Genomic DNA, 24349 nt, shown 5'->3' with positions numbered 1-24349 from the left:
TTCCGCCTCTTCCGGAGAATCCCGATGAACCGCGACACCGACGTAGCCGTAGCCCCGCCCGACGATGCCGACCGCGTACGCATCTTCGACACCACCCTGCGCGACGGCGAGCAGGCGCCCGGCTTCTCGATGGACCGCCGCGCCAAGCTGCGCATGGCGCAGGCGCTGGAAGCGCTGGGCGTGGACATCCTCGAAGCGGGCTTCCCGCAGGCCTCCCCGGACGACTTCGCCGCCGTCGCCGAGATCGCCCGCACGCTGAAGACCACCACCGTGTGCGGCCTGGCGCGCTGCCAGAGCGGCGACATCGACACCACCGCGCGCGCGCTGGAGAAGGCGCGGCGCTCGCGCATCCACGTGTTCCTGTCCACCAGCCCGCTGCACCGCGAGCACAAGCTGCGCATGAGCAAGGCCCAGGTGCTCGATGCCGCCGTCGCCGCCGTCGAACGCGCGCGCCAGCTCTGCCACGAAGTCGAGTTCTCCGCCGAAGACGCCCTTCGCACCGAGCCCGACTTCCTGGCCGAGGTGTTCAGCGCCGCGGTCGCCGCCGGGGCCACCACGCTGAATGCGCCGGACACCGTGGGCTACACCACGCCGGCGGAGATCGCCGAGCTGTTCGGCTACCTGCGCCAGCACGTGCGCGGCGCGGACCAGGTGGTGTTTTCCAGCCACTGCCACGACGACCTCGGCATGGCGGTGGCCAACTCGATGGCCGCGATCGGTGCCGGCGCGCGCCAGGTGGAGTGCACCATCAACGGCATCGGCGAGCGCGCCGGCAACGCCGCGCTGGAAGAGATCGTGATGGCGCTGAAGGTGCGCAAGCCGTTCTTCGGCGTGGACACGCGCATCGACACGCGCCGGCTCTACCCGACCTCGCGCCTGCTGGCCCAGCTGACCGGCCAGCCGGTGCCGCGCAACAAGGCGATCGTCGGCGAGAACGCGTTCGCGCACGAATCGGGCATCCACCAGCACGGCATGCTCAAGCACCGCGGCACCTACGAAATCATGCGGCCGCAGGACGTTGGCATCGGCGAGACCCGGCTGGTGCTGGGCAAGCACTCCGGCCGCGCCGCACTGCGCCAGCGGCTGGAGTCGCTGGGCCACGAGCCCGACGAGGCAGCGATGGACGCCATCTTCGCCCGCTTCAAGACGCTGGCGGACAAGAAGCGCGAAGTGCACGACGAAGACCTGGAGGCGATCGCGCTGGGCCAGGATCCGGAGGCCACGGGTCCGTGGCGCATCGTGCAGCTCAACAGCACCACCCACCTGGGCAGTGCATCGGCCTCGGTGAAGCTGGCCCACGACGCCGGCCACGAGGCCAGCGAGGCGGCGATCGGCGACGGCCCGGTCGACGCGGTGCTGCGCGCGATCGAGCGCGCCACCGGCCACGCCGTGGAACTGACCGACTTCAGCGTGCGCGCGGTGAGCGAGGGCGGCGACGCCCAGGGCCAGGCCCAGCTCACCGCCCGCCATGCCGACCGCGACTGGCGCGGCCACGGCATCAGCACCGACATCGTCGAAGCCACCGCGCTCGCCGCGCTGGCCATCGTCAACCGCATCGAACGCCAGCAGCCGGTCCGCGAGCCGGCCGCCGTGGCGCACCTGTGATCCCGCCCATGCCGCACCAAGAAGCCACCGCACGGAGCCACCGATGAGCACGCCCTTCCTCTGGCACAACGGCCGCATCAAGCCCTGGGCCGACGCCAACGTCCACGTCACCACCCACGCGTTGCACTACGGCTCGTCGGTGTTCGAGGGCGAACGCGTCTACGCCACGCCGGCCGGTCCGGCCTATTTCCGCCTGGCCGACCACACCCGCCGCCTGTTCGAGTCGGCGCGCGTGTACGACATCGACGTCGGCTTCAGCGAGGAGGAGATCAACGCCGCCTGCCTGGAAGTGATCCGCGCCAACCGCATGCGCGCGGCCTACGTGCGGCCGATCGTATTTCGCGGCGCCGGCGGCCTCGGCGTACTGCCGAAGGACGGCGCGCCGGTGGAGGTGGCGATCATGGCGATGGAATGGGGCGCCTACTTGGGCGACGCCCGCGAGAAAGGCGCCAACGTCTGCGTGTCGTCCTGGCATCGACCGGCGCCGAACACCCTGCCGAGCTGGGCCAAGGCCGGCGGCAATTACCTGTCCAGCCAGCTGATCGCCGCCGAGGCGCGCCGCGGCGGTTTCGACGAAGGCATTGCGCTGGGCCACAACGGCCTGCTCAGCGAGGGCGCGGGCGAGAACCTGTTTCTGGTGAAGAAGGGCAAGCTGCTCACCCCGCCGTCCAGTGCCGGCATCCTCGCCGGCATCACCCGCGACTCGGTGATCACCCTGGCCGAAGACCTGGGCCTCACCGTGGAAGAACGCGACCTGCCGCGCGAGGCGCTGTACTCGGCCGACGAGGTGTTCATGACCGGCACCGCCGCCGAGATCACCCCGGTGCGCTCGGTCGACCGCAAGCCGGTCGGTACGGGCGAGCCCGGCCCGGTGACCCGCGCGCTGCAGCAGCGCTTCTTCGGCCTGTTCGACGGCAGCACCGAAGACCGCTGGGGCTGGCTGGAAATGGTGCCTGCGGTGGCTTCCGAGGAGATCGCCGCATGAGCCCGCGCACCCTGTTCGAGAAGCTGTGGGACGCCCACCTGGTCGCGCCGGAATCGGCCGACACCCCGGCGATCCTGTACATCGACCTGCACCTGGTACACGAGGTGACCTCGCCGCAGGCGTTCGACGAACTGCGCGGCCGCGGCCTGCCGCTGCGCCGGCCGGACCGCACCCTGGCCACGCTGGATCACTCCACCCCGACCCTGCCGCCCGGTCGCGACGGCGAGCGCCCCTACGCCAACGCGGAAGCGAAGGCACAGGTCGCCAAGCTGGAAGCGAACTGCGCCGAGTTCGGCATCGAGCTGCACGGCTGGGACAGCAGCGATCGCGGCATCGTGCACGTGATCGGCCCGGAGCTGGGCGCCACCCAGCCGGGCATGACCATCGTCTGCGGCGACAGCCACACCTCCACGCATGGCGCGTTCGGCGCGCTCGCCTTCGGCATCGGCACCACCGAGGTCGGCCACGTGATGGCCACGCAGTGCCTGCTGCAGCGCAAGCCGAAAGCGCTGGCCATCCACGTCGACGGCGCCCTGCCCAAGGGCGTGGGCGCGAAGGATCTGATCCTGCACATCATCGGCCGGATCGGCGTGGACGGCGGCACCGGCCACGTCATCGAGTACCGCGGTCCGGCGATCGAGGCGCTCTCGATGGAAGAGCGCATGACCGTGTGCAACATGTCGATCGAGGCGGGCGCGCGCGCCGGCCTGATCGCGCCGGACGAGACCACCTTCGCCTGGCTGAAGGGCCGTCCGCACGCACCGCAGGGCGCGGCGTGGGACGCCGCGGTCGCCGCGTGGCGGCAGCTGCCCAGCGACGAAGGCGCGCGCTACGACCGCGAAGTGCGGATCGACGCCAGCCAGATCCGCCCCACCGTCACCTACGGCACCCATCCGGGCATGGCGATCGCCATGGACACGCCCGTGCCGGCGCCGCGCAACGCGGTCGAGCAGCGCGCGCTGGACTACATGCACGCCCGCGCCGGCCACGCGATGCAGGGCATGCCGGTGGACGTGGTGTTCGTCGGCAGCTGCACCAACTCGCGCCTGTCCGACCTGCGCGAAGCGGCCGAGGTATTGCGCGGCCGCCGCGTCGCCGACGGCGTACGCATGCTGGTGGTGCCGGGTTCCGAAGCGGTGCGCCGCGATGCCGAACGCGAAGGCCTGCACGAGGTGTTCGCCGCCGCTGGCGCCGAGTGGCGCGTGCCGGGCTGCTCGATGTGCATCGCCATGAACGGCGACCTGGCGCAGCCGGGCCAGCTGGTCGTGTCCACCTCCAACCGCAACTTCGAGGGCCGCCAGGGCAAGGGCGCACGCACCGTGCTGGCCAGCCCGGCGACCGCGGCCGCCTCGGCCGTGGCCGGACGCATCACCGATCCGCGCGGCTACATGAACCAGGAGCAGGCCGCATGAAGCCGGTCACCCGCATCCACTCGCGCACCGCCGTGCTGGCCGACGAGAACATCGACACCGACCGCATCATCCCGGCGCGCTTCCTCACCACCACCACCCGCGAGGGCCTGGGCAAGCTGTGCTTCAACGACTGGCGCTACCAGGCCGACGGCAGCGACAACCCGGCCTTCCCGCTGAACCGTCCCGAGGCGCGCGGCTGCGCGATCCTGGTCGCCGGGCGCAACTTCGGCTGCGGCTCCTCGCGCGAGCACGCGCCGTGGGCACTGCTCGATTACGGCATCCAGGCGGTGCTGTGCAGCGAGATCGCGGACATCTTCCGCAACAACGCTTTGAAGAACGGCCTGCTCGCCATCGTGGTGTCCGAGGCCGAGCATCGCTGGCTGCTCGAGCACCCCGGCGTGGAGCTGGCCATCGACGTGCGCGAGCAGCACATCAGCCTGCCCGACGGCGGCCGCATTCCTTTCCAGCTCGAACCCTTCGCCCGCCACTGCCTGCTGGAGGGCGTCGACCAGCTCGGCTTCCTGCTGCAGCACGCCGAGGCGATCACCCGTTACGAACACCAGCACGAGGAACACGTTGCATGAAGGCGCATATCGTCACCCTGCCCGGCGACGGCGTCGGCCCCGAGGTCACCGCGGCCGCGGTTGCCGTGCTCGAAGCCGTGGCCGAGCACTACGACCACCGCTTTACCTTCGAAGAGCACCTGATCGGCGGCTGCGCCATCGATGCCACCGGCGAGCCGCTGCCGGCCGCATCGCTGGCAGCCTGCCAGAAGGCCGACGCCGTGCTGTTGGGCGCCGTCGGCGGCCCGAAGTGGTCCGATCCGAACGCCACCGTGCGCCCGGAGCAGGGCCTGCTGGCGCTGCGTGCGGCGCTCGGCGTCTATGCCAACCTGCGCCCGCTCCAGGTACATCCGGCGCTGGCCAACCTGTCGCCGCTGAAGAACGAGAAGCTCAAGGACGTCGACGTGCTGTTCGTGCGCGAGCTCACCGGCGGCGCCTACTTCGGCGCCAAGACGCGCACCGCCGACGCCGCCACCGACGAGTGCAAATACACCGAGGCCGAGATCGAACGCGTGGTACGCCGCGCCTTCGCGCTGGCCCGCGAGCGCCGCCACCACCTCACCTCGGTCGACAAGGCCAACGTGCTGGAGACCTCGCGCCTGTGGCGCAACGTCGTGCAGCGGATCGCGCCGGAATACCGCGACGTGACCGTCGAGCACCAGCTGGTCGACTCGATGGCGATGCTGCTGCTGACCCAGCCAGGTCGCTACGACGTGGTGGTCACCGAGAACCTCTTCGGCGACATCCTCACCGACGAGGCCGCCGCGCTGGCCGGCTCGCTCGGCCTGCTGCCCTCGGCCTCGCTGGGCGAAGGCAAGCGCGGCCTGTACGAACCGATCCACGGCTCGGCGCCGGATATCGCCGGCCAGGGCGTGGCCAATCCCACCGGCGCGATGCTCTCCGCCGCGATGCTGCTGCGCCACTCGCTGGGCCTGGAGGAAGAGGCCCAGTGCGTGGAAGCGGCGGTGTCGCAGGTGCTGGCCCACGGCCCGCGCACCCGCGACGTGGGCGGCCACGGCAACACTGCCGCGGTGCGCGACGCCGTGCTGATGGCGGTGGAAGACCACGCCTCGATCCACCACGCCTTTTTTGCCGGCGGCCGCGCATGCGGCTGAACCCGGCTCCGTTTGGCTTTCCCTGCGTGCCCGCCGGCAATCCCCCGCCGCGCGGCGCCACTCACCTCCCCGGTATGCGCACGCGTGGCCCGGGCGCGCAGGGAAGCTTTTCTCTTGATTCCGATGGAGCAACCGATGCGCAGTGATGTGATGAAAACCGGCCCCGATCGCGCGCCGGCACGCGCGATGATGCGGGCCACCGGCCTGGACGACGCGGCGATCGCCAAGCCGCTGGTGGCGATCGTGCACACCTGGTCGAACGTCAGCCCGTGCAACCTCAACCTGCGCGAACTGGCCGACGCGGCCACCGCCGGCGTGCGCGCCGCGGGCGGCACGCCGATCGAGTTCAACACCATCGCGATCACCGACGGCATGGCGATGGGCACGCCCGGCATGCGCGCCTCGCTGGTCAGCCGCGAGGTGATCACCGACTCCATCGAGCTGGCCGTGGACGGCCATTCGCTGGACGCCATGGTGGTGTTGTGCGGCTGCGACAAGACCATCCCCGCCGCGGCGATGGCGCTGGCGCGGCTGAACATCCCCGGCGTCGCGCTGTACGGCGGCACCATCGCCCACGGCAACCACGACAACCACCCGATCACCATCCAGCAGGTGTTCGAGGCGGTCGGCGCGCACGGCGCCGGCAAGATCGACGACGCCGAGCTGACCTCGGTGGAACGCGATGCCTGCCCCGGCGCCGGTGCCTGCGGCGGCCAGTTCACCGCCAACACCATGGCGATGGTGCTGACCACGCTGGGCCTGTCGCCGGTGGGCTTCAACGACATCCCGGCCACCCACCCGGCGAAGAAGCAGGCGGCCTACCGCTGCGGCGAGCTGGTGATGGAGTGCCTGAAGGCGAACCGTCGTCCGAGTGACCTGCTCAGCCGCAACGCGTTCCAGAACGCCGCGCGGATGGTCGCCGCCACCGCCGGCTCCACCAACGCGGTGCTGCACCTGCTGGCGATCGCGCGCGAGGCCGGCGTGGAGTGGAGCATCGAGGATTTCGAGCCCGCCTCGGTACACACCCCGGTGATCGCCGACCTGCTGCCCGGCGGCCGCTACACCGCGGTGGAGATGTTCGGTGCCGGCGGCGCCGCCCGCGTGGCGCAGGAGCTCATCTCGGCCGGCATGCTCACCGACACGCCGACCGTCACCGGCCGCTCGCTGTTCGCCGAGGCCGAGGCCGCACCGCGCGCGGAGCAGCAGGACGTGATCCTCCCGGTCAGCGCGCCGCTGAAGCCGCGCGGCGGCTACTCGATCCTCTACGGCAACCTCGCGCCCGAGGGCTGCATCCTCAAGCTGGCCGGCAAGACCGGCGCGCAGTTCGAAGGGCCGGCCCGCGTGTTCGAGAGCGAGGAGGCCGCGTTCGCTGCCGTGCAGTCCGGTGGCATCGCCAAGGGCGACGTCATCGTGATCCGCAACGAGGGCCCGGCCGGCGGCCCCGGCATGCGCGAGATGCTCGGCGTCACCGCCGCCCTGGTCGGTCGCGGTCTCGGCAACGACGTCGCGCTGATCACCGACGGCCGCTTCTCCGGCGCCACCCACGGCTTCATGGTCGGCCACATCTCCCCGGAGGCCGCCCGCGGCGGCCCCATCGGCCTGCTGCAGGACGGCGACCGCGTGGTGATCGATGGCGAGACGCGCGAGCTGCGCACCACCGCCGACATCGATGCCCGCCGCGCCGGCTGGACACCGCCGCCGCCCAAGGTCACCCACGGCGCCCTGGCCAAGTACGCACGGCTGGTCGGCTCCGCTTCCGACGGCGCGATCACCCGCGCCTATGCCCCATCCACGTCGGCCGCCCCGGCGGCCAAAGCTTCCGAAGAACACACCCAAGGAGTCACCGCATGAGCACGAACAACGACAACCTCCTCGCCAAGGGCCGCATCGCCGTGCTCGGCTACGGCAGCCAGGGCCGCGCCCATGCGCTGAACCTGCGCGACTCCGGCCTCGACGTGGTCGTGGGCCTGCGCCCGAACGGCCCGACCTGGCACAAGGCCAAGGCCGAGGGCTTCACCGTGGTCGAGCCGGCCGAAGCGGTGAAGGGTGCCGACCTGGTCGCCATGCTCACGCCGGACATGGTGCAGCCGACGCTGTACACCGAGTCGATCGAGCCGAACATCAAGCCTGGCGCGGCGCTCTTGTTCGCGCACGGCTTCAACGTGCATTTCGGCCAGATCACCCCGCGCAAGGACATCGACGTGATCCTGGTCGCGCCGAAGGGCCCGGGCGCGCTGGTGCGCACCGAGTACGAGCGCGGTCGCGGCGTACCGAGCATCTGGGCGGTGTACCAGGACGTCAGCGGCCAGGCCGAGGCCAAGGCCCACGCCTATGCCGACGGCATCGGCGGCGGCCGCGCCCTGCTGATCAAGACCGACTTCAAGGAAGAGACTGAGACCGACCTGTTCGGCGAACAGGCGGTGCTTTGCGGCGGCGCCAGCGAGCTGGTCAAGGCCGGCTTCGAGACCCTGGTGGAAGCCGGCTACCAGCCGGAGATCGCCTACTACGAGGTGATGCACGAGCTGAAGCTGATCGTCGACCTGTTCTACGAGGGCGGCCTTACCAAGATGCTGCAGTTCGTCTCCGAGACCGCCCAGTACGGCGACTACGTCAGCGGCCCGCGGGTCATCGACGCCGGCGTGAAGGCGCGCATGAAGGACGTGCTCAGGGACATCCAGGACGGCACCTTCGCGAAGAACTGGACCGAGGAATACAAGGCCGGCCTGCCCAACTACAAGCGCATCAAGCAGGCCGATCTCGACCACCCGATCGAGCAGGTCGGCGCCAAGCTGCGCGCCCGCATGCCGTGGCTGCAGACCGGCAACGCGCCGGCCACCGCGGCGCCCCTGAAGAAGGTGGGGTAAGCGAGCTTGAAGCCCTCTCTCCTGCTCCGCGGGGGAGAGGGTTGGGTGAGGGGGGACGCTCCTGCTTCGGCCGCCATCCGCGGCAAAGAGCCAGAGCCCCCTCACCCCAGCTCTCTCCCCCGGCGACTGCGCCACCAGGGGAGAGGGAGCAAGAAGGTCGGCACCTCGCGAAACGCCGGCCGGAGCTGCTTGAAGCCCTCTCCCCTGCTCCGCGGGGGAGAGGGTTGGGTGAGGGGGACGCTCTTGCTTCGGCCGCCATCCACGGCATAGAGCCAGTGCCCCCTCACCCCAGCCCTCTCCCCTGCTCCGCGGGGGAGAGGGGGCAAGAAGCCGGCATCTCGCGGGACGCCGGTTGCCGTTGCTTGAAGCCTTCTCTCCTGCGAAGCGGGGAGAGGGAGTGAAGGGCCTACCCAACGTTGAAGGATGTTTGCTGATGAACGCGCCATCGCTGAAAGCTGCACCGGATACCCGACCCGTCCCGCACGCCGCGCCGGCAGTGCTGACGCCACCGGATGTGCATCCGCTCGCCGGCCGCGCCATGAGCGGGGCCGAGATCGTGGTGCAGGTACTCGCCGACGAAGGCGCCGACGTGCTGTTCGGCTACTCCGGCGGCGCCATCCTGCCGGTGTACGACGCGGTGTTCCGCTACAACGCCGAACACCCGCGCGAGGACGGCCGCGATGCGATGCCGCTGATCGTGCCGGCCAACGAGCAGGGGGCGGGCTTCATGGCCGCCGGCTACGCCCGCGCATCGGGCAAGGTCGGCGTGGCGGTGGTCACCTCCGGCCCCGGCGCCACCAACACGGTGACCCCGGTGCGCGACTCGATGGCCGACTCGATCCCGCTGGTGGTGATCTGCGGCCAGGTGCCCACCGCGGCGATCGGCAGCGACGCATTCCAGGAGGCGCCGATCAGCAGCATCATGAGCGGCTGCGCCAAGCACGTGTTCCTGGTCACCGACCCGGCCAAGCTAGAACCGACCCTGCGCACCGCCTTCGAGCTGGCCCGCAGCGGGCGCCCCGGCCCGGTGGTGGTGGACATCCCCAAGGACGTGCAGAACGCCGCGCTGACCTTCCATGGCGAGGGTCAGCTGGCGATTCCCGGCTACCGCGCGCGGATGCGCGCGGTGGAACAGGCCCACCTCACCGACGCCGACTGCGCCGCCTTCTTCGCCGCACTGGGCCAGGCGAAGCGGCCGCTGATCTACGCCGGCGGCGGCGTCATCGCGGCGGAAGCCGCCGAGGCGCTGCGCGCGTTCGCCGAGGCGTTCGGCCTGCCGGTGACCACCACCCTGATGGGTATCGGCGCAGTCGACACCACCGCGCCGCTGGCCCTGCACATGCTGGGCATGCACGGCACCGCCTACGCCAACTACGCGGTGGAGGACTGCGATTTCGTGCTGGCGCTGGGCGCGCGCTTCGACGACCGCGTGGCCGGCGTGCCGGCGAAGTTCGCGCCGCGCGCGCGCTTCGTCGCCCAGGTCGACATCGACCCGGCCGAGATCGGCAAGGTGAAGGCGGTGCAGTGGCACCACTGCGGACCGCTGGTGCGCACGCTGGACCGGCTGCGCCGCTACGGCAAGGCGCAGGGCTTCCGCCCGCAGGGCGACGGCCGCTACGCGGCGTGGCACCGGCACGTGGCCGAGCTCAAGCGCGTGCACGCGATGAACTACGACCGCGCCAGCGCGATGATCCAGCCGTATGCGGTGATCGAGGCGATCAACCGCATCACCGACGGCCGCGCGATCATTGCCACCGGCGTCGGCCAGCACCAGATGTGGGCGGCGCAGTACTTCGACTTCCGCGGAGCGCGCCAGTGGCTCACCTCCGGCTCGATGGGCACGATGGGCTTCGGCCTGCCGGCGGCGATCGGCGCGCAGTTTGCGCGGCCGGACGCGCTGGTGATCGACATCGACGGCGACGCCAGCATCCGCATGAACTTCGGCGAGCTGGAGACCGTCACCACCTACGGCCTGCCGCTGAAGGTGGTGGTATTCAACAACGCCGGCGACGGCATGGTGCGGCAGTGGCAGAAGCTGTTCTTCGAGAGCCGCTTCGCCTCCTCGGACAAGACCCTGCACACCAAGGATTTCGTCAAGGCCGCGCAGGCCGACGGCTTCGCCTGGGCGCAGCGGCTGGAGCAGCCGGCCGACATCGAACGGGTGATCACCGATTTCCTCGCGTTCGAAGGCCCGGCCTTCCTCGAGGTGATCATCGATCCGGACGCCGGCGTCTACCCGATGGTCGGCCCCGGCATGACCTACGCGCAGATGATTACCGGCGAACACATCGCCTCGCGCACGCCGCCGGAGGCGGCGGACGGCGGGCCGGCGGACATGTTCTAGCAGGGCTGCCGCACGTAAGGCAAAGACGCTGGAAGCGCTGTTCAACGCCGAATGCCGGTCATCCGGTGATTCATCCATGGCAGAAATCATCGCCCCGTCACCACTCGGCCGAGCTTTGAACGTCGGTCGGTGAGCGGAAAAGGCAAGAAAACGCGTCACGGAATCCCATGAAACACACCCTCTCGATCCTCCTGCAGAACGAATCCGGCGCGCTGGTGCGCGTGGCGGGGCTGTTCTCCTCGCGCGGCTACAACATCGACTCGCTCAATGTCGCGCCGACCACCGACATCGAGGTATCGCGCCTGATCGTGGTCACCCACGGCGGCGACGAATCGATCGAGCAGATCCTCAAACAGGCGCGCAAGCTGGTGGACGTGATCGAGGCGGTGGAATTGCCTGCGCCCGTGGCGGTGCCATCGGATCCGGCTGCGGGCGCGTGAACGCCATGAGCGACGACGGGCTTGACCTGCTGCGCCGCGTGCTTACGGCACGCGTCTACGAGGTGGCGCGCGAAACCGAGCTCGATCCGGCGCCGGCGCTTTCGCGGCGGCTGGGCAACACGGTGCTGCTCAAGCGCGAGGACAACCAGCCGGTGTTCTCGTTCAAGCTGCGCGGCGCCTACAACAAGATGGTGCAGCTCGATGCCGCTGCCCGCGCGCGCGGCGTGATAACCGCCTCGGCCGGCAACCACGCGCAGGGCGTGGCGCTGGCCGCGGCGCGGCTGGGCATCCGCGCCGTGATCGTGATGCCGCAGACCGCACCGCAGGTGAAGGTGGACGCGGTGCGCACGATCGGCGGCGCGGCGGTCGACGTGGTGCTGGCCGGCGACTCCTACAGCGAAGCGCAGGCCGAGGCGGCACGACTTGAGACCGAACACGGCTACACCCTGGTGCATCCGTTCGACGACCCGGACGTGATCGCCGGCCAGGGCACGGTGGGCATGGAGATCCTGCGCCAGCACGCAGGCCCGCTGCACGCGATCTTCGTGCCGGTCGGCGGTGGCGGCCTGCTGGCGGGCGTCGCCGCCTTCGTCAAGGCGGTGCGGCCGGAAGTGAAGGTGATCGGCGTGCAGAGCACGGCGGCGAACGCCATGGCCCGGTCGCTGGCCGCCGGTGAGCGGGTGCTGCTGGACGAGGTCGGCCTGTTCGCCGACGGCACCGCGGTGAAGCAGGTGGGCGCGCTCACCTTCGCGCTCTGCCGGCAGTTCGTCGACGACATGATCTGCGTCGATACCGACGCGATCTGCGCAGCGATCAAGGATGTGTTTACCGACACCCGCACGGTGCCGGAGCCTTCCGGCGCGCTGGCCATCGCCGGCCTGAAACAGTACGCCGCCGCGCACGGCCTCAAGGACCAGACGCTGGTGGCGGTGTGTTCCGGCGCCAACATGAATTTCGATCGGCTCAGCTTCGTCGCCGAGCGCGCCGAGGTGGGCGAGCGGCGCGAGGCGCTGTTCGCGGTGACGATCCCGGAGGAGCGCGGCAGTTTCCGCCGCTTCTGCGAGGTGCTGGGTGGACACAGCCTGACCGAGTTCAACTACCGCATCGGCGACACGCGCGAGGCGCACCTGTTCGTCGGCGTGCGCACCGGCGGACGCGAAGAGAGCGCGGCGCTGGCGCGCGCGTTCCGCGCGCAGGGCTTCGGCGTGCTGGACCTGAGCGACGACGAGCTGGCCAAGCTGCACCTGCGCCACATGGTGGGCGGCCGCTCGTTGCTGGCGCAGGACGAGCTGCTGTATCGCTTCGACTTTCCCGAGCGCCCCGGCGCGCTGCTGCGCTTCCTGGCGCAGCTGCATCCGGACTGGAACGTCAGCCTGTTCCACTACCGCAACCAGGGCGCCGACCACGGCCAGATCCTGGTCGGCCTGCAGGTACCGCCGGGCGAGCGCGCGCTGTTCGCGCGCTTCCTCGCCACGCTGGGCTATCCGCACCGCGACGAGAGCGCCAACCCGGCCTACCGGCTGCTGCTGTGCGAGGCACCAGCGGAGGTCCGGACCGAGGCGCTGCGAGCGATCTGAGGCGTGTCATCGATCAGAACAGGTCGACGCTGCCGGCGGTCACATCCCCGTCCAGTGCGCCACGGGCACGCAGGTCTTCGTAGCTGAATACCTGGTTGCGGCCGCTGTTCTTGGCGAAGTACAGCGCCCTGTCAGCGCGGTCCAGCACGGTGGCCGGATAGTCGTGCGGGCCGATCACCGCGAAGCCCACGCTCACGGTCACCTGGCCGACCTGCGGGAACTCATGATCCTGCACCCGCGTGCGGAAGCGCTGCAGCGCGGCAGTGGCCGCCTCCCGGTCGATCGCGGACATCAGCACCACGAACTCTTCGCCGCCGAAGCGGAACAGCGCATCGCCGTGGCGGAAGCTGGTGCGCATCTGCTGGGCGATCATCAGGATCACCTCGTCGCCGTAGAGATGACCCCAGGTGTCGTTGATCCGCTTGAAGTGATCGATGTCGAGGATCGCCAGCCAGGTCTGTCCCGCCTGCTCGCCCTCGCGGGGGCGCGTGCCATGCAGTTGCCGCTGCAAGTGGCGATCGAAGCTGCGCCGGTTGTACAGACCCGTGAGCTTGTCGCGTTCGCTCTCGTCGAGCAGACCCACATAGTTGGCGTAGATGCGGGCGAAGCCTTCCACCAGCGGACGCAGCATTTCCAGCGGATGCTCGGACTCCAGCATGAGTGCGCCGATCATCCGGCCATCGTGGCGGATCGGCACCAGCATCCCGTAGCCGCCGTCGCGCAGACGCACGCAACCGCCGTCGCGCTCGCCCTGTTGCAGCAGCAGATCGGTGGAAGCGTCCGCCGACCGCGGCACCAGATCGATGTTGAAGCGACCCAGCGCGTTGCGGGAGCAGCGCACCAGGCTCTCCTGCGGTCCGCTGCGCTCGCCCGCGCGCTTGTACAAGGTCACGGTACGCGCGTCGGCCAGCTCGGCCAGCGACAGGGTGAGACTGTGGTCCAGCGCCTCGGTATCGCGCTGGTGAGTGAAGTGCGCCACCGAATCCACCAGGCGTGCCTGCGTGGCCTCGCCCCCGGACACCCAACCCGGCACCTCCGCGGAACGCGGCAGCACGGGATCGACGGTGGCGACTGGATCGATGGACACGAAACTCCCGGACTCGGACGGCGTTCGGGCACCCTCCCCGGGCGCCCGGCATCGGGTGATGCCAGTGGGGGCTTATCGACCCGATGCGCAACAACTTGAGGTGGCCGCGCCGGTGGTACGGGCCCGGGACGAGGCGTCCGGCCGGCCCCGCGCGCTAGACTTCGCCGATGGCACCGACCTCGCGCAAACGCCCCCGCCGCCCCGCCCCGCCCTCGCCGGCCGCCCGAAACCGACCGGCGCCCACCCGCGCCACGCCGCGGCCGGCAGACGCGTCGAAACGCGCCACCCGGGTGCTGGATGTGCTGCTTGCCCCGCTGCCGCCCGGCGCACGCGCGAAGGCCCACGATTACCTCGTGCTAACCCGCATGGATCGCCCGATCGGCGCCCTGCTGCTGCTGTGGCCGACTTGGTGGGCGCTGTGGCTGGCGGCGGACGATTTCCCGCCGTGGGGCACGCTGGTGATCTTCACCCTCGGCGTGTTCGCGATGCGCGCGGCCGGCTGCGCCATCAACGACTACGCCGACCGCAAGCTGGACCCGCAGGTGGCGCGCACCGCCGGCCGGCCGATCGCCAGCGGCCGGGTCACACCGCGCGAGGCGCTGGCCGTGTTCGGCGCATTGCTCGCGTTCGCCTTCGTGTTGGTGCTGTTCACCAATGCGCTAACCATCAAGCTGTCGTTCGCCGGTGCCGCGCTGGCAGCGCTTTACCCGTTCACCAAGCGCTATACCTACATGCCGCAGGTGGTGCTGGGCGCGGCGTTCGGCTGGTCGATCCCGATGGCCTTCGCCGCGGTGTCCAACACCGTGCCGCCGCTGGGCTGGCTACTGTTCCTGGGCAACGTGGTGTGGTCGGTGGTGTACGACACCGAGTACGCGATGGTCGACCGCGAGGACGACATCAAGGCCGGCGCGAAGTCCACCGCGATCCTGTTCGGCGACGCCGACCTGCCGATCCTCGTCATCCTGATGGCCACCTTCGCGCTGGCGATGCTGTTCGTCGGCCAACGCTCCCATCTGGGCTGGCCGTACTGGCTGGCGCTGCTGGCCAGCCTCGGACTGTTCGGGCATCAGCTCTGGCGCATCCGCACACGCGATCGCGAGGCGTGCCTGGCCGCGTTCCGCCACAACAACTGGCTCGGCCTGGTGTTGTGGGTGGGGATCGTCCTAGCGCTGGCGCTGCGCTGAGGGCAACGGTCGCGGCCGATCCGCTGCCTTGGGCACGTGCGGCGGCCGCTCTCGCGGCGAGGCGTCAACCGCCGCGGCGCGGGGACGCGCCGTGCTGCCCGAAGGAGTCGCTTCCTTGCCAGCGACGCGGAACACGCTGACCGCCTCGCCCAGCACCCGGGACTGGTCGAGCAGACCGCCGGCCGAGGCGCGGATTTCCGATGCCATCGCTGCATTGCACTGAGTGACCACATCGAGGTTGGCGATGGTGTCGTTGATCTGGCCGATCGCCGAGGACTGCTCGTCGGCGGAGGCGTGGATCTCATCCACCAGCGTACGCGTGCGCGCCACGGCTTCGACGATGGAGCCGACCTGTTCGTCGGCATGCTCCACCGATCGGCGGCCCTGCTGCACGTGCTCGCTGGCGGTGGCGATCAGGCGCCGGATGTCCCGCGCGGCGCCGGCGCTGCGCTGTGCCAGCTGACGCACTTCCCCGGCCACCACCGCGAAACCGCGGCCGTGTTCGCCGGCGCGGGCCGCCTCGACCGCCGCGTTGAGCGCCAGCAGGTTGGTCTGGAACGCCAACTCATCGACCAGCGCTGTGATCTCGCCGATGTCGTCCGATGATTTGTGGATGGCGGCCATCGCCGTGCGGACCCCCTCAATGGCGATCCGGCCCTGGCCGGCCGCCTCAGCCGCGGTGCCGACGGTGTGCGAGGCCTCGCGCGAGCGTTCGCGGTTCTGCTGCAGCGTGGCGGTGAACTCCTCCATCGTCGCCGCGGCCTCCTCGAGACTGGCCGCCTGCGACTCGGTGCGCTCGGCCAGGTCGCTGACCGAGCCGGAGATGTCCCGTGCGGTGCCGCCGAAGCACGCCACTTCCTGGCGCACGTCGCCCACCACCGCCTGCAGGTTGACGCTGAGCTGGGTCAGCTCGCGTCCCACGGCTCGGGCGAGGAAGCTGTCGCGGCTGAACATCGGGCGCGACAGGTCGCCGGCCGCCACCGCTCGCGCGTTCGCCACGAGGTCCTCCAGCGTGCGCTGGACCGAGGTGCGGTACAGTGCGAGGCCGCCCACGGCCTCCAGCACCACCGCGAGGGGCACCAGCCAGTCGGCGTACGCGGCCGTCCACGGGCTGCGGGCCACCACCAGCGGCAGCGCAACGATCGCCGCCATGCCCAGCAAGATGCGCAGCGCGGTGGACCCAACCACCCGCCGGACCAGCGCACGAACCGCGCCCGGACGCTCGATGCGGCCCTCGCGCAGGCGCAACGGCAGCGGCTGGTCGGCGCGCTCGGCGTCGACCATACGCGCGTAGATGGCGGCCACCTCGGCGATCTCTGCCGGCGAGGCCCAGGTGCGCACGGACATGTAGCCGGTGATGTCGCCGCCGGCGGTCACCACCGGAGTAACGTTGGCGCGGACCCAGTAATGGTCGCCGTTCTTGCGGCGGTTCTTCACCAGTGCGGTCCACGGCCGGCCGGCCTTGAGCGTCTCCCACATGTCTCGGAACGCCTCGCGCGGCATGTCAGGATGGCGGATCAGGTTGTGCGGACTGCCGATCAGCTCGTGGCGCTCGAAGCCGCTGACAGTGACGAACGGCGGGTTGCAGTAGGTGATCTGCCCGCGCAGATCGGTGGTGGAGACCAGCGCATCGCCGGGATGCAGCTCGTAGTTGTTCCGGGTGACCGGAAGGTTGATGCGCATGGCAGATTGCACCGCAGGCCCGTTTCGTCGGGCGTTCCGTGCGGGTATCGGCGCCGCGCGAGAACGGCTTGATTGACGCCGGTCAAATTTCCGCGCGCTGGTCCCGGGCGGTCAGCCGCGTGGCGTCGGCGCGCGGGCGAGTGCCCATGCATCGACCCGGCTGACCCCGGCCCGCCGCAGGATGCGCGCGCACTCGGCGAGCGTCGAACCGGTGGTCATCACATCGTCGACAATCGCCACATGGGCCGGAAGCACGGCCCCCTGGCGCAGCGCGAACGCACCGCGCACATTGCGGCGACGGGCGACGGCGTCCAGCTCGCTCTGTGCCGCCGTGGCAACGATGCGCCGCAGCAGGTCATGGCGCACCGGAACGCCGAGCTCGCGGGACAGCGGGCGCGCCAGCTCCAACGCCTGATTGTGGCCACGCTGGCGCAGGCGGGCGCGATGCAGCGGCACCGGTAGGATCAGGTCCGGCAGCGGCGCCGGAGCGGGCTCGCACAGCCACAGCGCAGCCAGCGAGCGTCCGGCGGCAAGGTCGCGTCCGAACTTGAAGCGCGACTCCAGCCGGTCCAGTGGCCAGCCATAGCGGAACGGCGCCCATGCCGAGTCCCACGGCGGCGCGCGCCGCTGGCATCGTCCGCACAATGCCGCCGGCATGGCCAGCGGCAGGGCGCACCGGGCGCAGCACGATCGGTTGCGCGGCAGCTCGGCGGCGCAGTCGCGGCAAAGGTCCAGGTCGTCGTGGCCGGCCGCGCCGCACAGCAGGCAGCGCGCGGGCAGCAACCAGCGGCCTAGGTCGGCCAGTCGGGAACGGAGCGCCTCCATGCGCAGGCGGGACCAGTCAGTTCGCCGGCTTGAACATCGCCGCGATCACATTGCCGGTGCTGCCCTGTCCTGCGCTCATGCCGTCATCTCTCCGATGGTGTCCCCGTGATGGTAGCGGACCCTTGCACGGCCCACCGTCAACCATTCGTACGCGCATCGAGTTGACACTCCGGAAGCGGCTTCCCACACTCGCGGCCTGCCCGATGGAGCCCCTCCCATGACCGCACCTGCCCTGCGCCACGACTGGACCCGCGAGGAAGTCGCCGCGCTGTTCGCCCTGCCGTTCAACGAACTGCTGCACCGCGCGCACACCGTGCACCGCGCGCACCACGATCCGAACGCGGTGCAGGTGTCGACCCTGCTCTCGATCAAGACCGGCGGCTGCCCGGAAGACTGCGCCTACTGCCCGCAGGCGGCGCGCTACGCCACCGGCGTGCAGGCGGAGAAGCTGATGAGTGTCGACGCCGTGGTCGCCCGCGCGCAGGCAGCCAAGGCCGCGGGCGCCAGTCGCTTCTGCATGGGTGCGGCCTGGCGCAGCCCGAAGGACCGCGACGTGGCCAAGGTCGCCGAGATCGTCTCCTCGGTGAAGGGCCTGGGCCTGGAGACCTGCGCCACGCTGGGCATGCTCAGCGGCGAACAGGCCGCCACGCTGAAGCAGGCGGGGCTGGACTACTACAACCACAACCTGGACACCGCGCCGGAGTTCTACGGCGAGGTCATCCACACCCGTCAGTACCAGGACCGCCTCGACACGCTCGGGCACGTGCGCGAGGTGGGCCTGAAGACCTGCTGCGGCGGCATCGTCGGCATGGGCGAAACGCGCGGCCAGCGCGCCGGCCTGCTGCAGACCCTGGCCAACCTGCCCGAGCATCCCGAGTCCGTGCCGATCAACCAGCTGGTGCAGGTGGAAGGCACGCCGCTGCACGGCACCGAGGCGCTGGACCCGTTCGAGTTCGTGCGCACGATCGCGGTGGCGCGCATCCTGATGCCGGCCTCGATGGTGCGGCTGTCGGCCGGCCGCCAGCAGATGGACGACGCGGTGCAGGCGCTGTGCTTCTTCGCTGGCGCCAACTCGATCTTCTACGGCGAGAAGCTGCTGACCACCGGCAACCCCGACGTGGAAGCCGACCGAGCGCTGTTCCGCCGGCTCGACCTGCACGCGCTGGAAGTGGTGGAGGAGTCCGGCACCGTGCACGCCGACATCCTGGAAGCCGACACCGCCGCCGGCTGCGGCCAGGGTTGCGGCTGCGCCGCCTGAGTCCCCTGCACCGTAGCCTTCATGCTCCCTCTCCCCTGAGCTCAGCTCGGGGGAGAGGTCTGGGGTAAGGGGGCCGCTTTTTCGCCCTGATGCGATGAACGATCAAAAGCCAGCGCTCCCCCTCATCCCAACCCTCTCCCCCGGCGCCGCCGGGGGAGAAGGAGCCGGGCGCACGGACCTGCTCGCCCTCATGGACGTCCGAACGTCCGAACGCGTGCAATCGTCGCTGCTGCGTCGTATGCGCACCGTGGACCACGCCGAAGGCCCGTGGCTGGAGATCGACGGCCGCCGCCTGCTCGGCTTCTGCAGCAACGACTACCTGGGGCTGGCGCAGCATCCGCAGCTGATCGCCGCATTCAAGCGTGCTGCCGACGACGAGGGCGTCGGCAGCACGGCGGCGCACCTGGTCTGCGGCCACCGGCGCGAGCACGCGATGCTGGAAGAGGCGCTGGCCGACTGGACCGGGCGCGAGCGGGCGCTGCTGTTCTCCACCGGCTATGCCGCCAACCTCGGCGTGCAGCAGGCCCTGCTCGGCGGCGTGGATGGCGCCATCTGCGTGCAGGACAAGCTCAACCACGCCAGCCTGATCGACGGCTGCCGCCTCGCCGGTGCCGAACTGAAGCGGTATCCGCACGCAGACCCGGCCGGCGCGGCCCGCCAGCTGGCCAGCCGTGCCAGTGCGCCGGCCCTGCTCGCCACCGACGGCGTGTTCAGCATGGACGGCGACGTCGCGCCGCTGGCCGCGCTCGCCGCGCTCGCCGCGCGCGAGGGCGCCACGCTGATGGTCGACGACGCGCACGGCCTCGGCGTGCTGGGCGAACAGGGCGCGGGCAGCGTCGCTGCTGCCGGGCTCGGCGAGGCGGAAGCCCCCGTGCTGATGGCCACGCTGGGCAAGGCGCTGGGCTGCGCCGGCGCCTTCGTCGCCGGATCGGCCGTGCTGATCGAGGGGCTGACCCAGTTCGCCCGCCCCCACGTCTATTCCACGGCCATGCCGCCGGCGCTAGCCGCGGCCGCGCTCGCGGCCGTGAAGCTGGCCCGTGAGGAAGACTGGCGGCGCGAGAAACTCGCCGCCCTGGTCGCGCGCTTCCGCCACGGCGCGGCCGAGCTTGGCCTGCCACTGATGGATTCACCCACCGCGATCCAGCCGCTGCTGCTCGGCGATGCCGAAGCCTCGCTGGCCGCCTCGCAGGCGCTGGAGGCGCAGGGCCTGCTGGTCACCGCGATCCGCCCGCCGACCGTGCCGTCCGGGCAGGCGCGCCTGCGCATCACGCTGAGCGCCGCGCACGAGGAAAGCCACGTGGACCGCTTGCTGGAAGCACTCGGACGCGTTCGTCCGGCGGCTGCCGGCCGATGATCAGTCCCGTCGTGGCGGCGCCAGCGTCTGCTGCGCCAGCTGCAGGCGAACCAGCCGCCGGAACGATTCCGACGGTGCAACGGGCGCGCCGCGGAACGCGGCCGCGAGGTTGCGCCCGACCTGCACCGGCGTGACCACCAACCCCCATGGCAGGCCCCACCACCCCAGCACCGCGGAATACAGCGCGCTGGCGATCTGGCTGCGTCGCCCGCAACGACGGCAGCTCACGCTCTGCCGGGTGTGCCACTGGGTCAGCAACACGAAGGAATGCACGCGATGGTGGCGATAGACGTCGATCGGACCGGGCCGGTTGCAGCGCGGGCAGGCACTGCGGTGCCAGTCCTCGACGTGCTTCTGCAGCACGTGCTCGGGTACCAGCTCGGCGCGCGCCAGCAGCGGATGTCGCCCCGCGCAGGCGGCGCTGCAATAGCGCACGCCATCGATCCTGCGTCCCCCGAACAGGATCGTCTTGCCGCAGTGGTTGCAGTCGGCCACGTTCCCCTCTCCCTGTCGTTGCCGCCAGGCAGTCTAACCGCTGGCCGCACCGACGGAAGGGGACAGATTCCTAGTCGACCTATAATGGGCAGTTGCCCGACCCCCATCCCCATGTCGATCGTCAATCTCTCCGCCTACCGTTTCGTGCCGCTGGACGACCTGCCCGCCCTGCGCGAGCGGCTGCGCGAACGCGCCGAGGCGCTGGCACTGAAGGGCACCGTGCTGCTGGCGCCCGAAGGCATCAACCTGTTCCTGGCCGGTCCGCCCGAAGCCACTGGGGCCTTCATGGACTGGCTGCGCGAGGACCCGCGCTTCGCCGGCCTGGAAGCGAAGGCCTCGCCCTCCGACGACGCGCCGTTCGGTCGCCTGCGCGTGCGGCTGAAGAAGGAGATCATCACCCTGCGCCAACCGCAGCTGCGCCCGATTGAGGGGCGCGCGCCGGCGGTGGACGCGACCACGCTGGCGCGCTGGCTGGACCAGGGCCACGATGACGAAGGCCGCGAGGTGGTACTGCTGGACACCCGCAACACCTACGAAACCGACGTCGGCAAGTTCCCGCAGGCGGTGGACTACCGCATTGCCCGCTTCACCGAATTTCCCGAGGCGCTGGCCGCCGATCGCTCGCGCTACGAGGGCAAGACGGTGGTGTCGTACTGCACCGGCGGCATCCGCTGCGAGAAGGCCGCGCTGTACATGCAGGCGCAGGGCATGGAGCGCGTGTTCCAGCTTGAGGGCGGCATCCTGAAGTACTTCGAGGAAACCGGCGGCGCGCACTGGCAGGGCGACTGCTTCGTGTTCGACGACCGCGGCGCGGTCGACCCCACGCTGGCTCCCGCCCCGCCGACGGACCGGGCCACGCCATGAGCCTGTTCATCGAGACCCGCGGCCGCGGCCCGGTGCCGCTGGTGCTGATCCACGGCTGGGCGATGCACGGCGGCGTGTTCGCGCCGCTGGTGGAGGCCTTGCAGGACCATTGCACGCTGTACGTGGTCGACCTGCCCGGTCACGGCCGCTCGCGCGACTGCGGCCTGCCGCTGGAGCCATTCGCGATCGCCCGCGCCATCGCCGAGGCCGTGCCGCCCGCGGTGTGGCTGGGCTGGTCGATGGGCGGACTGGTAGCGCTGGCCGCCGCGCGCGAGCCCACCATCGCCGCACGCGGCCTGGCCATGCTTTGCGCCACGCCGAAGTTCGTGCGCGGCGAGGACTGGCCACAGGGCAGCGACGGCGCCCTGGTGCACCAGCTGGCGCTGGATCTGGAAGCCGACTACCACGCCACGCTGGAGCGTTTCCTCGCGCTGGAGGCGATGGGCAGCGCCGATCCGCGCGCCGAGCTGCGTCGCCTGCGCGACTCGGTGTTCGCCCACGGCGAGCCGGACCTGCGCGTGCTGCAGGAGGGCATCGCCCTGCTGGAGCACACCGACTGGCGCGGCGAGTTAGCCACGCTGTGCCTGCCCAACGCCTGGATCGCCGGCCGCCGCGACCGGCTGGTGCATCCGGACGCGATGCGCTGGTCGGCCACCCGGGCACAGGGTGACTTCCACGAGATCGCGCACGCCGGCCATGCCCCCTTCCTCGGCCACGTCGACGCCGTGGTGGACGCGCTGCGCCCGCTGCTGGAGCAGTTCCGATGAGCGACACCTTCCATCTCGACCGCGTCCGCGTACGCCGCAACTTCGCCCGCGCCGCGCGCAGCTACGAGCAGCACGACGCGCTCCAGCAGGAAGTGCAGAAGCTGCTGCTCGACCGCCTTGGCTTCTACCTCGAGACGCCGCAGCGCGTGCTCGACGTCGGCGCCGGCACCGGCCGCGGCAGCGCGCTGCTGAAGGATCGCTACGGCAAGGCCGAGGTGATCGCGGTGGATCTGGCCGTGCCGATGCTGCAGGCGGCGAAGAAACACAGCCGCTGGCTGAAGCCCTTCCAGCGCGTGTGCGCCGACGCCACCGCGCTGCCGTTCCCCGACCACAGCGTGGACGTGCTGCACTCCAACCTGTGCTTCCAGTGGATCGACGACCTCGCCGCGCTGTTCGGCGAGTGTGCCCGCGTGCTCAAGCCCGGCGGCCTGCTGGCGTTCTCCACCTTCGGCCCGGACACACTGAAGGAACTGCGCGCAGCCTGGGCCAGCGCCGATGAGCAGTCGCACGTCAGCCGCTTCCTGGACATGCACGACATCGGCGACGCGCTGATCAGCGCCGGTCTGCGCGATCCCGTGCTCGACGTGGACCGCTTCACCCTCACCTACAGCTCGCCGGCGATGCTGCTGAAGGAGCTCAAGGGCCTGGGCGCCACCCACGCCGACAGCGCGCGCGAGCGCCACCTCACCGGCAAGGCGCACTACCGCCGCATGCTCGAGGCCTACGAGACCATGCGCGTGGACGGCCGTATCCCGGCCACCTGGGAAGTGGTCACCGCGCATGCCTGGGGCCCGCCGCCGGGGCAGTCGCGACGCGGTACCGGCGGCGGCGAGATCGCCACCTTCTCGGTCGACAGCCTGCGCGGCTCGCGCCGGCGCTGAGTCAGTTCGGCAGCGGCTCGACCACCGGCGCGCGCGCCGTGTAGGCCGTGCCGGCCGAGGCGACCACGATCGCCGCCACCGCCAGCCACTGCAGGGGCCCGAGCTGCTCGCCGAGAAACGCCGCCCCGGCCAGCGAGGCGATCACCGGCTCCAGGCTCAGCAGCACGCTGAAATGGCGCGCCGGCAGTCGGGTCAGCGCGACCATCTCCAGCGAATACGGCAGCACCGAGCTGAGCACCGCCACGCCCAGCCCGAACGGCAGCAGCGACGGTGTCAGCAGGGCCGTGCCAGCATGCGCCGCACCCGCCGGCACGGCGAGCAGAGCACCGATTGCGATACCCCAGGTCACCGCATCGTGGCCGTAGGCGGCACCGGCCTTCTGCCCGAACAGGATGTACAACGCCCAGCCCAGCCCAGCCGCCAGCGCGTAGCCGACGCCCACCGGGTCGAGCGCATGCTCGTGCCGGTGCAGGGGCAGCAGCAGCGCCAGGCCCAGGATCACCAGCCCCACCCAGGCCACGTCCAGGGCACGGCGCGAGCCGAACAGCGCGATCGCCAGCGGACCGGTGAATTCCAGCGCCACAGCGATGCCCAGCGGGATCGTGCGCAGGGCCAGGTAGAACACCAGGTTCATCGCGCCCATCGCCAGACCGTAGCCCCACAGCAGGCGCCAATTGGCCCCCCGTCGCCAGCGTCGCCACGGCCGCCGCCACAGCAGCAGCATCGTTCCGGCCAGGCCCAGCCGGAACGCGGTGGCGCCCTGCGCGCCGACCGCGGGGAACAGGCGCTCGGCAATCGCCGCGCCGCACTGGTAGGAGCTCATCGCCACCAGCAGCGCGGCGATCGCCACCCATAGCGGCGTCTGACGGGAGGGCTCGGACATGTGGGGCATCGCGCGGGGCTGGGAGGCGCATGGTGTCAGGTTGTGGGAGCCACGCCCATGCCCTCGCCCGCAGGCTGCTGACGTCCGATGGCAGCAGTCGTGTCCGGCACATTGGGGTGTGCGATGTCGCAAGCTCTTCCGCCGCGTCGTGCGGCGCTACTGA

21 protein-coding genes are annotated in these 24349 nt (G+C 70.8%); 16 read left to right on the top strand and 5 right to left on the bottom strand.

Annotation, left to right across the window (positions count from 1 at the left end; translation table 11 throughout):
- The first annotated feature begins 24 nt into the window (after positions 1-24).
- The 10 genes from NC595_RS02650 (at position 25) to ilvA (ending at position 12905) form a co-directional block, all read left to right on the top strand.
- Positions 25-1605, top strand: a complete 1581-nt coding sequence (locus NC595_RS02650; RefSeq protein WP_253564728.1) for a 2-isopropylmalate synthase — start codon at positions 25-27, stop codon at positions 1603-1605.
- A 43-nt stretch (positions 1606-1648) separates the two neighbouring features.
- Complete coding sequence (locus NC595_RS02645; protein ID WP_253564727.1) at positions 1649-2590, top strand: branched-chain amino acid transaminase; 942 nt, start codon at positions 1649-1651, stop codon at positions 2588-2590.
- On the top strand, positions 2587-4002 hold the full coding sequence (gene leuC / locus NC595_RS02640) for a 3-isopropylmalate dehydratase large subunit (RefSeq protein WP_253564726.1): 1416 nt from the start codon (positions 2587-2589) through the stop codon (positions 4000-4002). The genes NC595_RS02645 and leuC overlap by 4 nt, the downstream gene beginning before the upstream one ends.
- Positions 3999-4586 (top strand): 3-isopropylmalate dehydratase small subunit, encoded by a 588-nt coding sequence (gene leuD / locus NC595_RS02635; RefSeq protein ID WP_253564725.1) that lies wholly within the window; start codon positions 3999-4001, stop codon positions 4584-4586. The genes leuC and leuD overlap by 4 nt, the downstream gene beginning before the upstream one ends.
- On the top strand, positions 4583-5680 hold the full coding sequence (leuB, locus tag NC595_RS02630) for a 3-isopropylmalate dehydrogenase (RefSeq protein ID WP_253564724.1): 1098 nt from the start codon (positions 4583-4585) through the stop codon (positions 5678-5680). Before leuD ends, leuB begins: the two co-directional genes overlap by 4 nt.
- A gap of 135 nt (positions 5681-5815) precedes the next feature.
- Positions 5816-7531: a dihydroxy-acid dehydratase gene (gene ilvD, locus NC595_RS02625; protein ID WP_253564723.1), complete on the top strand. Its 1716-nt coding sequence runs from the start codon at positions 5816-5818 to the stop codon at positions 7529-7531.
- Positions 7528-8544: a ketol-acid reductoisomerase gene (gene ilvC, locus NC595_RS02620; RefSeq protein ID WP_253564722.1), complete on the top strand. Its 1017-nt coding sequence runs from the start codon at positions 7528-7530 to the stop codon at positions 8542-8544. Before ilvD ends, ilvC begins: the two co-directional genes overlap by 4 nt.
- Before the next feature lie 433 nt (positions 8545-8977).
- On the top strand, positions 8978-10888 hold the full coding sequence (gene ilvB, locus NC595_RS02615; RefSeq protein ID WP_425493054.1) for a biosynthetic-type acetolactate synthase large subunit: 1911 nt from the start codon (positions 8978-8980) through the stop codon (positions 10886-10888).
- 167 nt (positions 10889-11055) lie between these two features.
- Positions 11056-11328, top strand: coding sequence for an acetolactate synthase small subunit (ilvN, locus tag NC595_RS02610; protein ID WP_343214882.1), 273 nt, complete (start codon positions 11056-11058; stop codon positions 11326-11328).
- 5 nt (positions 11329-11333) lie between these two features.
- Positions 11334-12905, top strand: coding sequence for a threonine ammonia-lyase, biosynthetic (ilvA, locus tag NC595_RS02605; protein ID WP_253565681.1), 1572 nt, complete (start codon positions 11334-11336; stop codon positions 12903-12905).
- Between the two features lie 13 nt (positions 12906-12918).
- On the opposite strand, the gene NC595_RS02600 is transcribed toward ilvA, so the two are convergent.
- Positions 12919-13992: a GGDEF domain-containing protein gene (locus NC595_RS02600; RefSeq protein ID WP_253564721.1), complete on the bottom strand. Its 1074-nt coding sequence runs from the start codon at positions 13990-13992 to the stop codon at positions 12919-12921.
- Between the two features lie 290 nt (positions 13993-14282).
- Here NC595_RS02600 and ubiA point away from each other — a divergent pair, with 290 nt between their 5' ends.
- Positions 14283-15176: a 4-hydroxybenzoate octaprenyltransferase gene (gene ubiA, locus NC595_RS02595; RefSeq protein ID WP_253564720.1), complete on the top strand. Its 894-nt coding sequence runs from the start codon at positions 14283-14285 to the stop codon at positions 15174-15176.
- Here ubiA and NC595_RS02590 read toward each other — a convergent pair.
- Both NC595_RS02590 and NC595_RS02585 read right to left on the bottom strand, forming a co-directional pair.
- Positions 15156-16859 carry a methyl-accepting chemotaxis protein gene (locus NC595_RS02590; protein WP_253564719.1) on the bottom strand — a complete coding sequence of 568 codons (1704 nt, stop codon included), beginning with the start codon at positions 16857-16859 and terminating at the stop codon, positions 15156-15158. The two genes, ubiA and NC595_RS02590, sit on opposite strands and share 21 nt — an antisense overlap.
- Before the next feature lie 111 nt (positions 16860-16970).
- Positions 16971-17684 (bottom strand): ComF family protein, encoded by a 714-nt coding sequence (locus NC595_RS02585; protein WP_253564718.1) that lies wholly within the window; start codon positions 17682-17684, stop codon positions 16971-16973.
- 217 nt (positions 17685-17901) lie between these two features.
- Between NC595_RS02585 and bioB the strand changes: the two genes are divergently transcribed.
- Positions 17902-18942 carry a biotin synthase BioB gene (gene bioB, locus NC595_RS02580; protein WP_253564717.1) on the top strand — a complete coding sequence of 347 codons (1041 nt, stop codon included), beginning with the start codon at positions 17902-17904 and terminating at the stop codon, positions 18940-18942.
- A gap of 190 nt (positions 18943-19132) precedes the next feature.
- Positions 19133-20296 carry an 8-amino-7-oxononanoate synthase gene (gene bioF / locus NC595_RS02575; protein WP_253564716.1) on the top strand — a complete coding sequence of 388 codons (1164 nt, stop codon included), beginning with the start codon at positions 19133-19135 and terminating at the stop codon, positions 20294-20296.
- On the opposite strand, the gene NC595_RS02570 is transcribed toward bioF, so the two are convergent.
- Entirely contained in the window at positions 20297-20791 is a 495-nt protein-coding gene (locus NC595_RS02570; RefSeq protein WP_017460684.1) for a hypothetical protein, read from the bottom strand. It abuts the gene before it with no gap.
- A gap of 111 nt (positions 20792-20902) precedes the next feature.
- On the opposite strand from NC595_RS02570, the gene NC595_RS02565 reads away from it, so the two are divergent.
- The 3 genes from NC595_RS02565 to bioC are packed head-to-tail and all read left to right on the top strand — an operon-like array spanning position 20903 to position 23303.
- Positions 20903-21655 (top strand): sulfurtransferase, encoded by a 753-nt coding sequence (locus tag NC595_RS02565; protein WP_253564715.1) that lies wholly within the window; start codon positions 20903-20905, stop codon positions 21653-21655.
- A complete protein-coding gene (bioH, locus tag NC595_RS02560) occupies positions 21652-22422 on the top strand; it encodes a pimeloyl-ACP methyl ester esterase BioH (protein ID WP_253564714.1) in 771 nt (256 codons plus the stop codon). Before NC595_RS02565 ends, bioH begins: the two co-directional genes overlap by 4 nt.
- The gene (gene bioC / locus NC595_RS02555) at positions 22419-23303 is read left to right on the top strand and encodes a malonyl-ACP O-methyltransferase BioC (protein ID WP_253564713.1); all 885 of its coding nucleotides are present in this window, start codon (positions 22419-22421) and stop codon (positions 23301-23303) included. Before bioH ends, bioC begins: the two co-directional genes overlap by 4 nt.
- Before the next feature lies 1 nt (position 23304).
- Here the strand turns inward: bioC and NC595_RS02550 are convergent, their stop codons facing one another.
- Positions 23305-24186 (bottom strand): EamA family transporter, encoded by an 882-nt coding sequence (locus NC595_RS02550; protein ID WP_253564712.1) that lies wholly within the window; start codon positions 24184-24186, stop codon positions 23305-23307.
- Positions 24187-24349: the final 163 nt, after the last annotated feature.

The sequence above is a fragment of the Dyella lutea genome (assembly GCF_024158035.1).
Taxonomy (GTDB): Bacteria; Pseudomonadota; Gammaproteobacteria; order Xanthomonadales; family Rhodanobacteraceae; genus Dyella_A; species Dyella_A lutea.
This window is presented reverse-complemented; position numbering and strand designations above follow the sequence as displayed.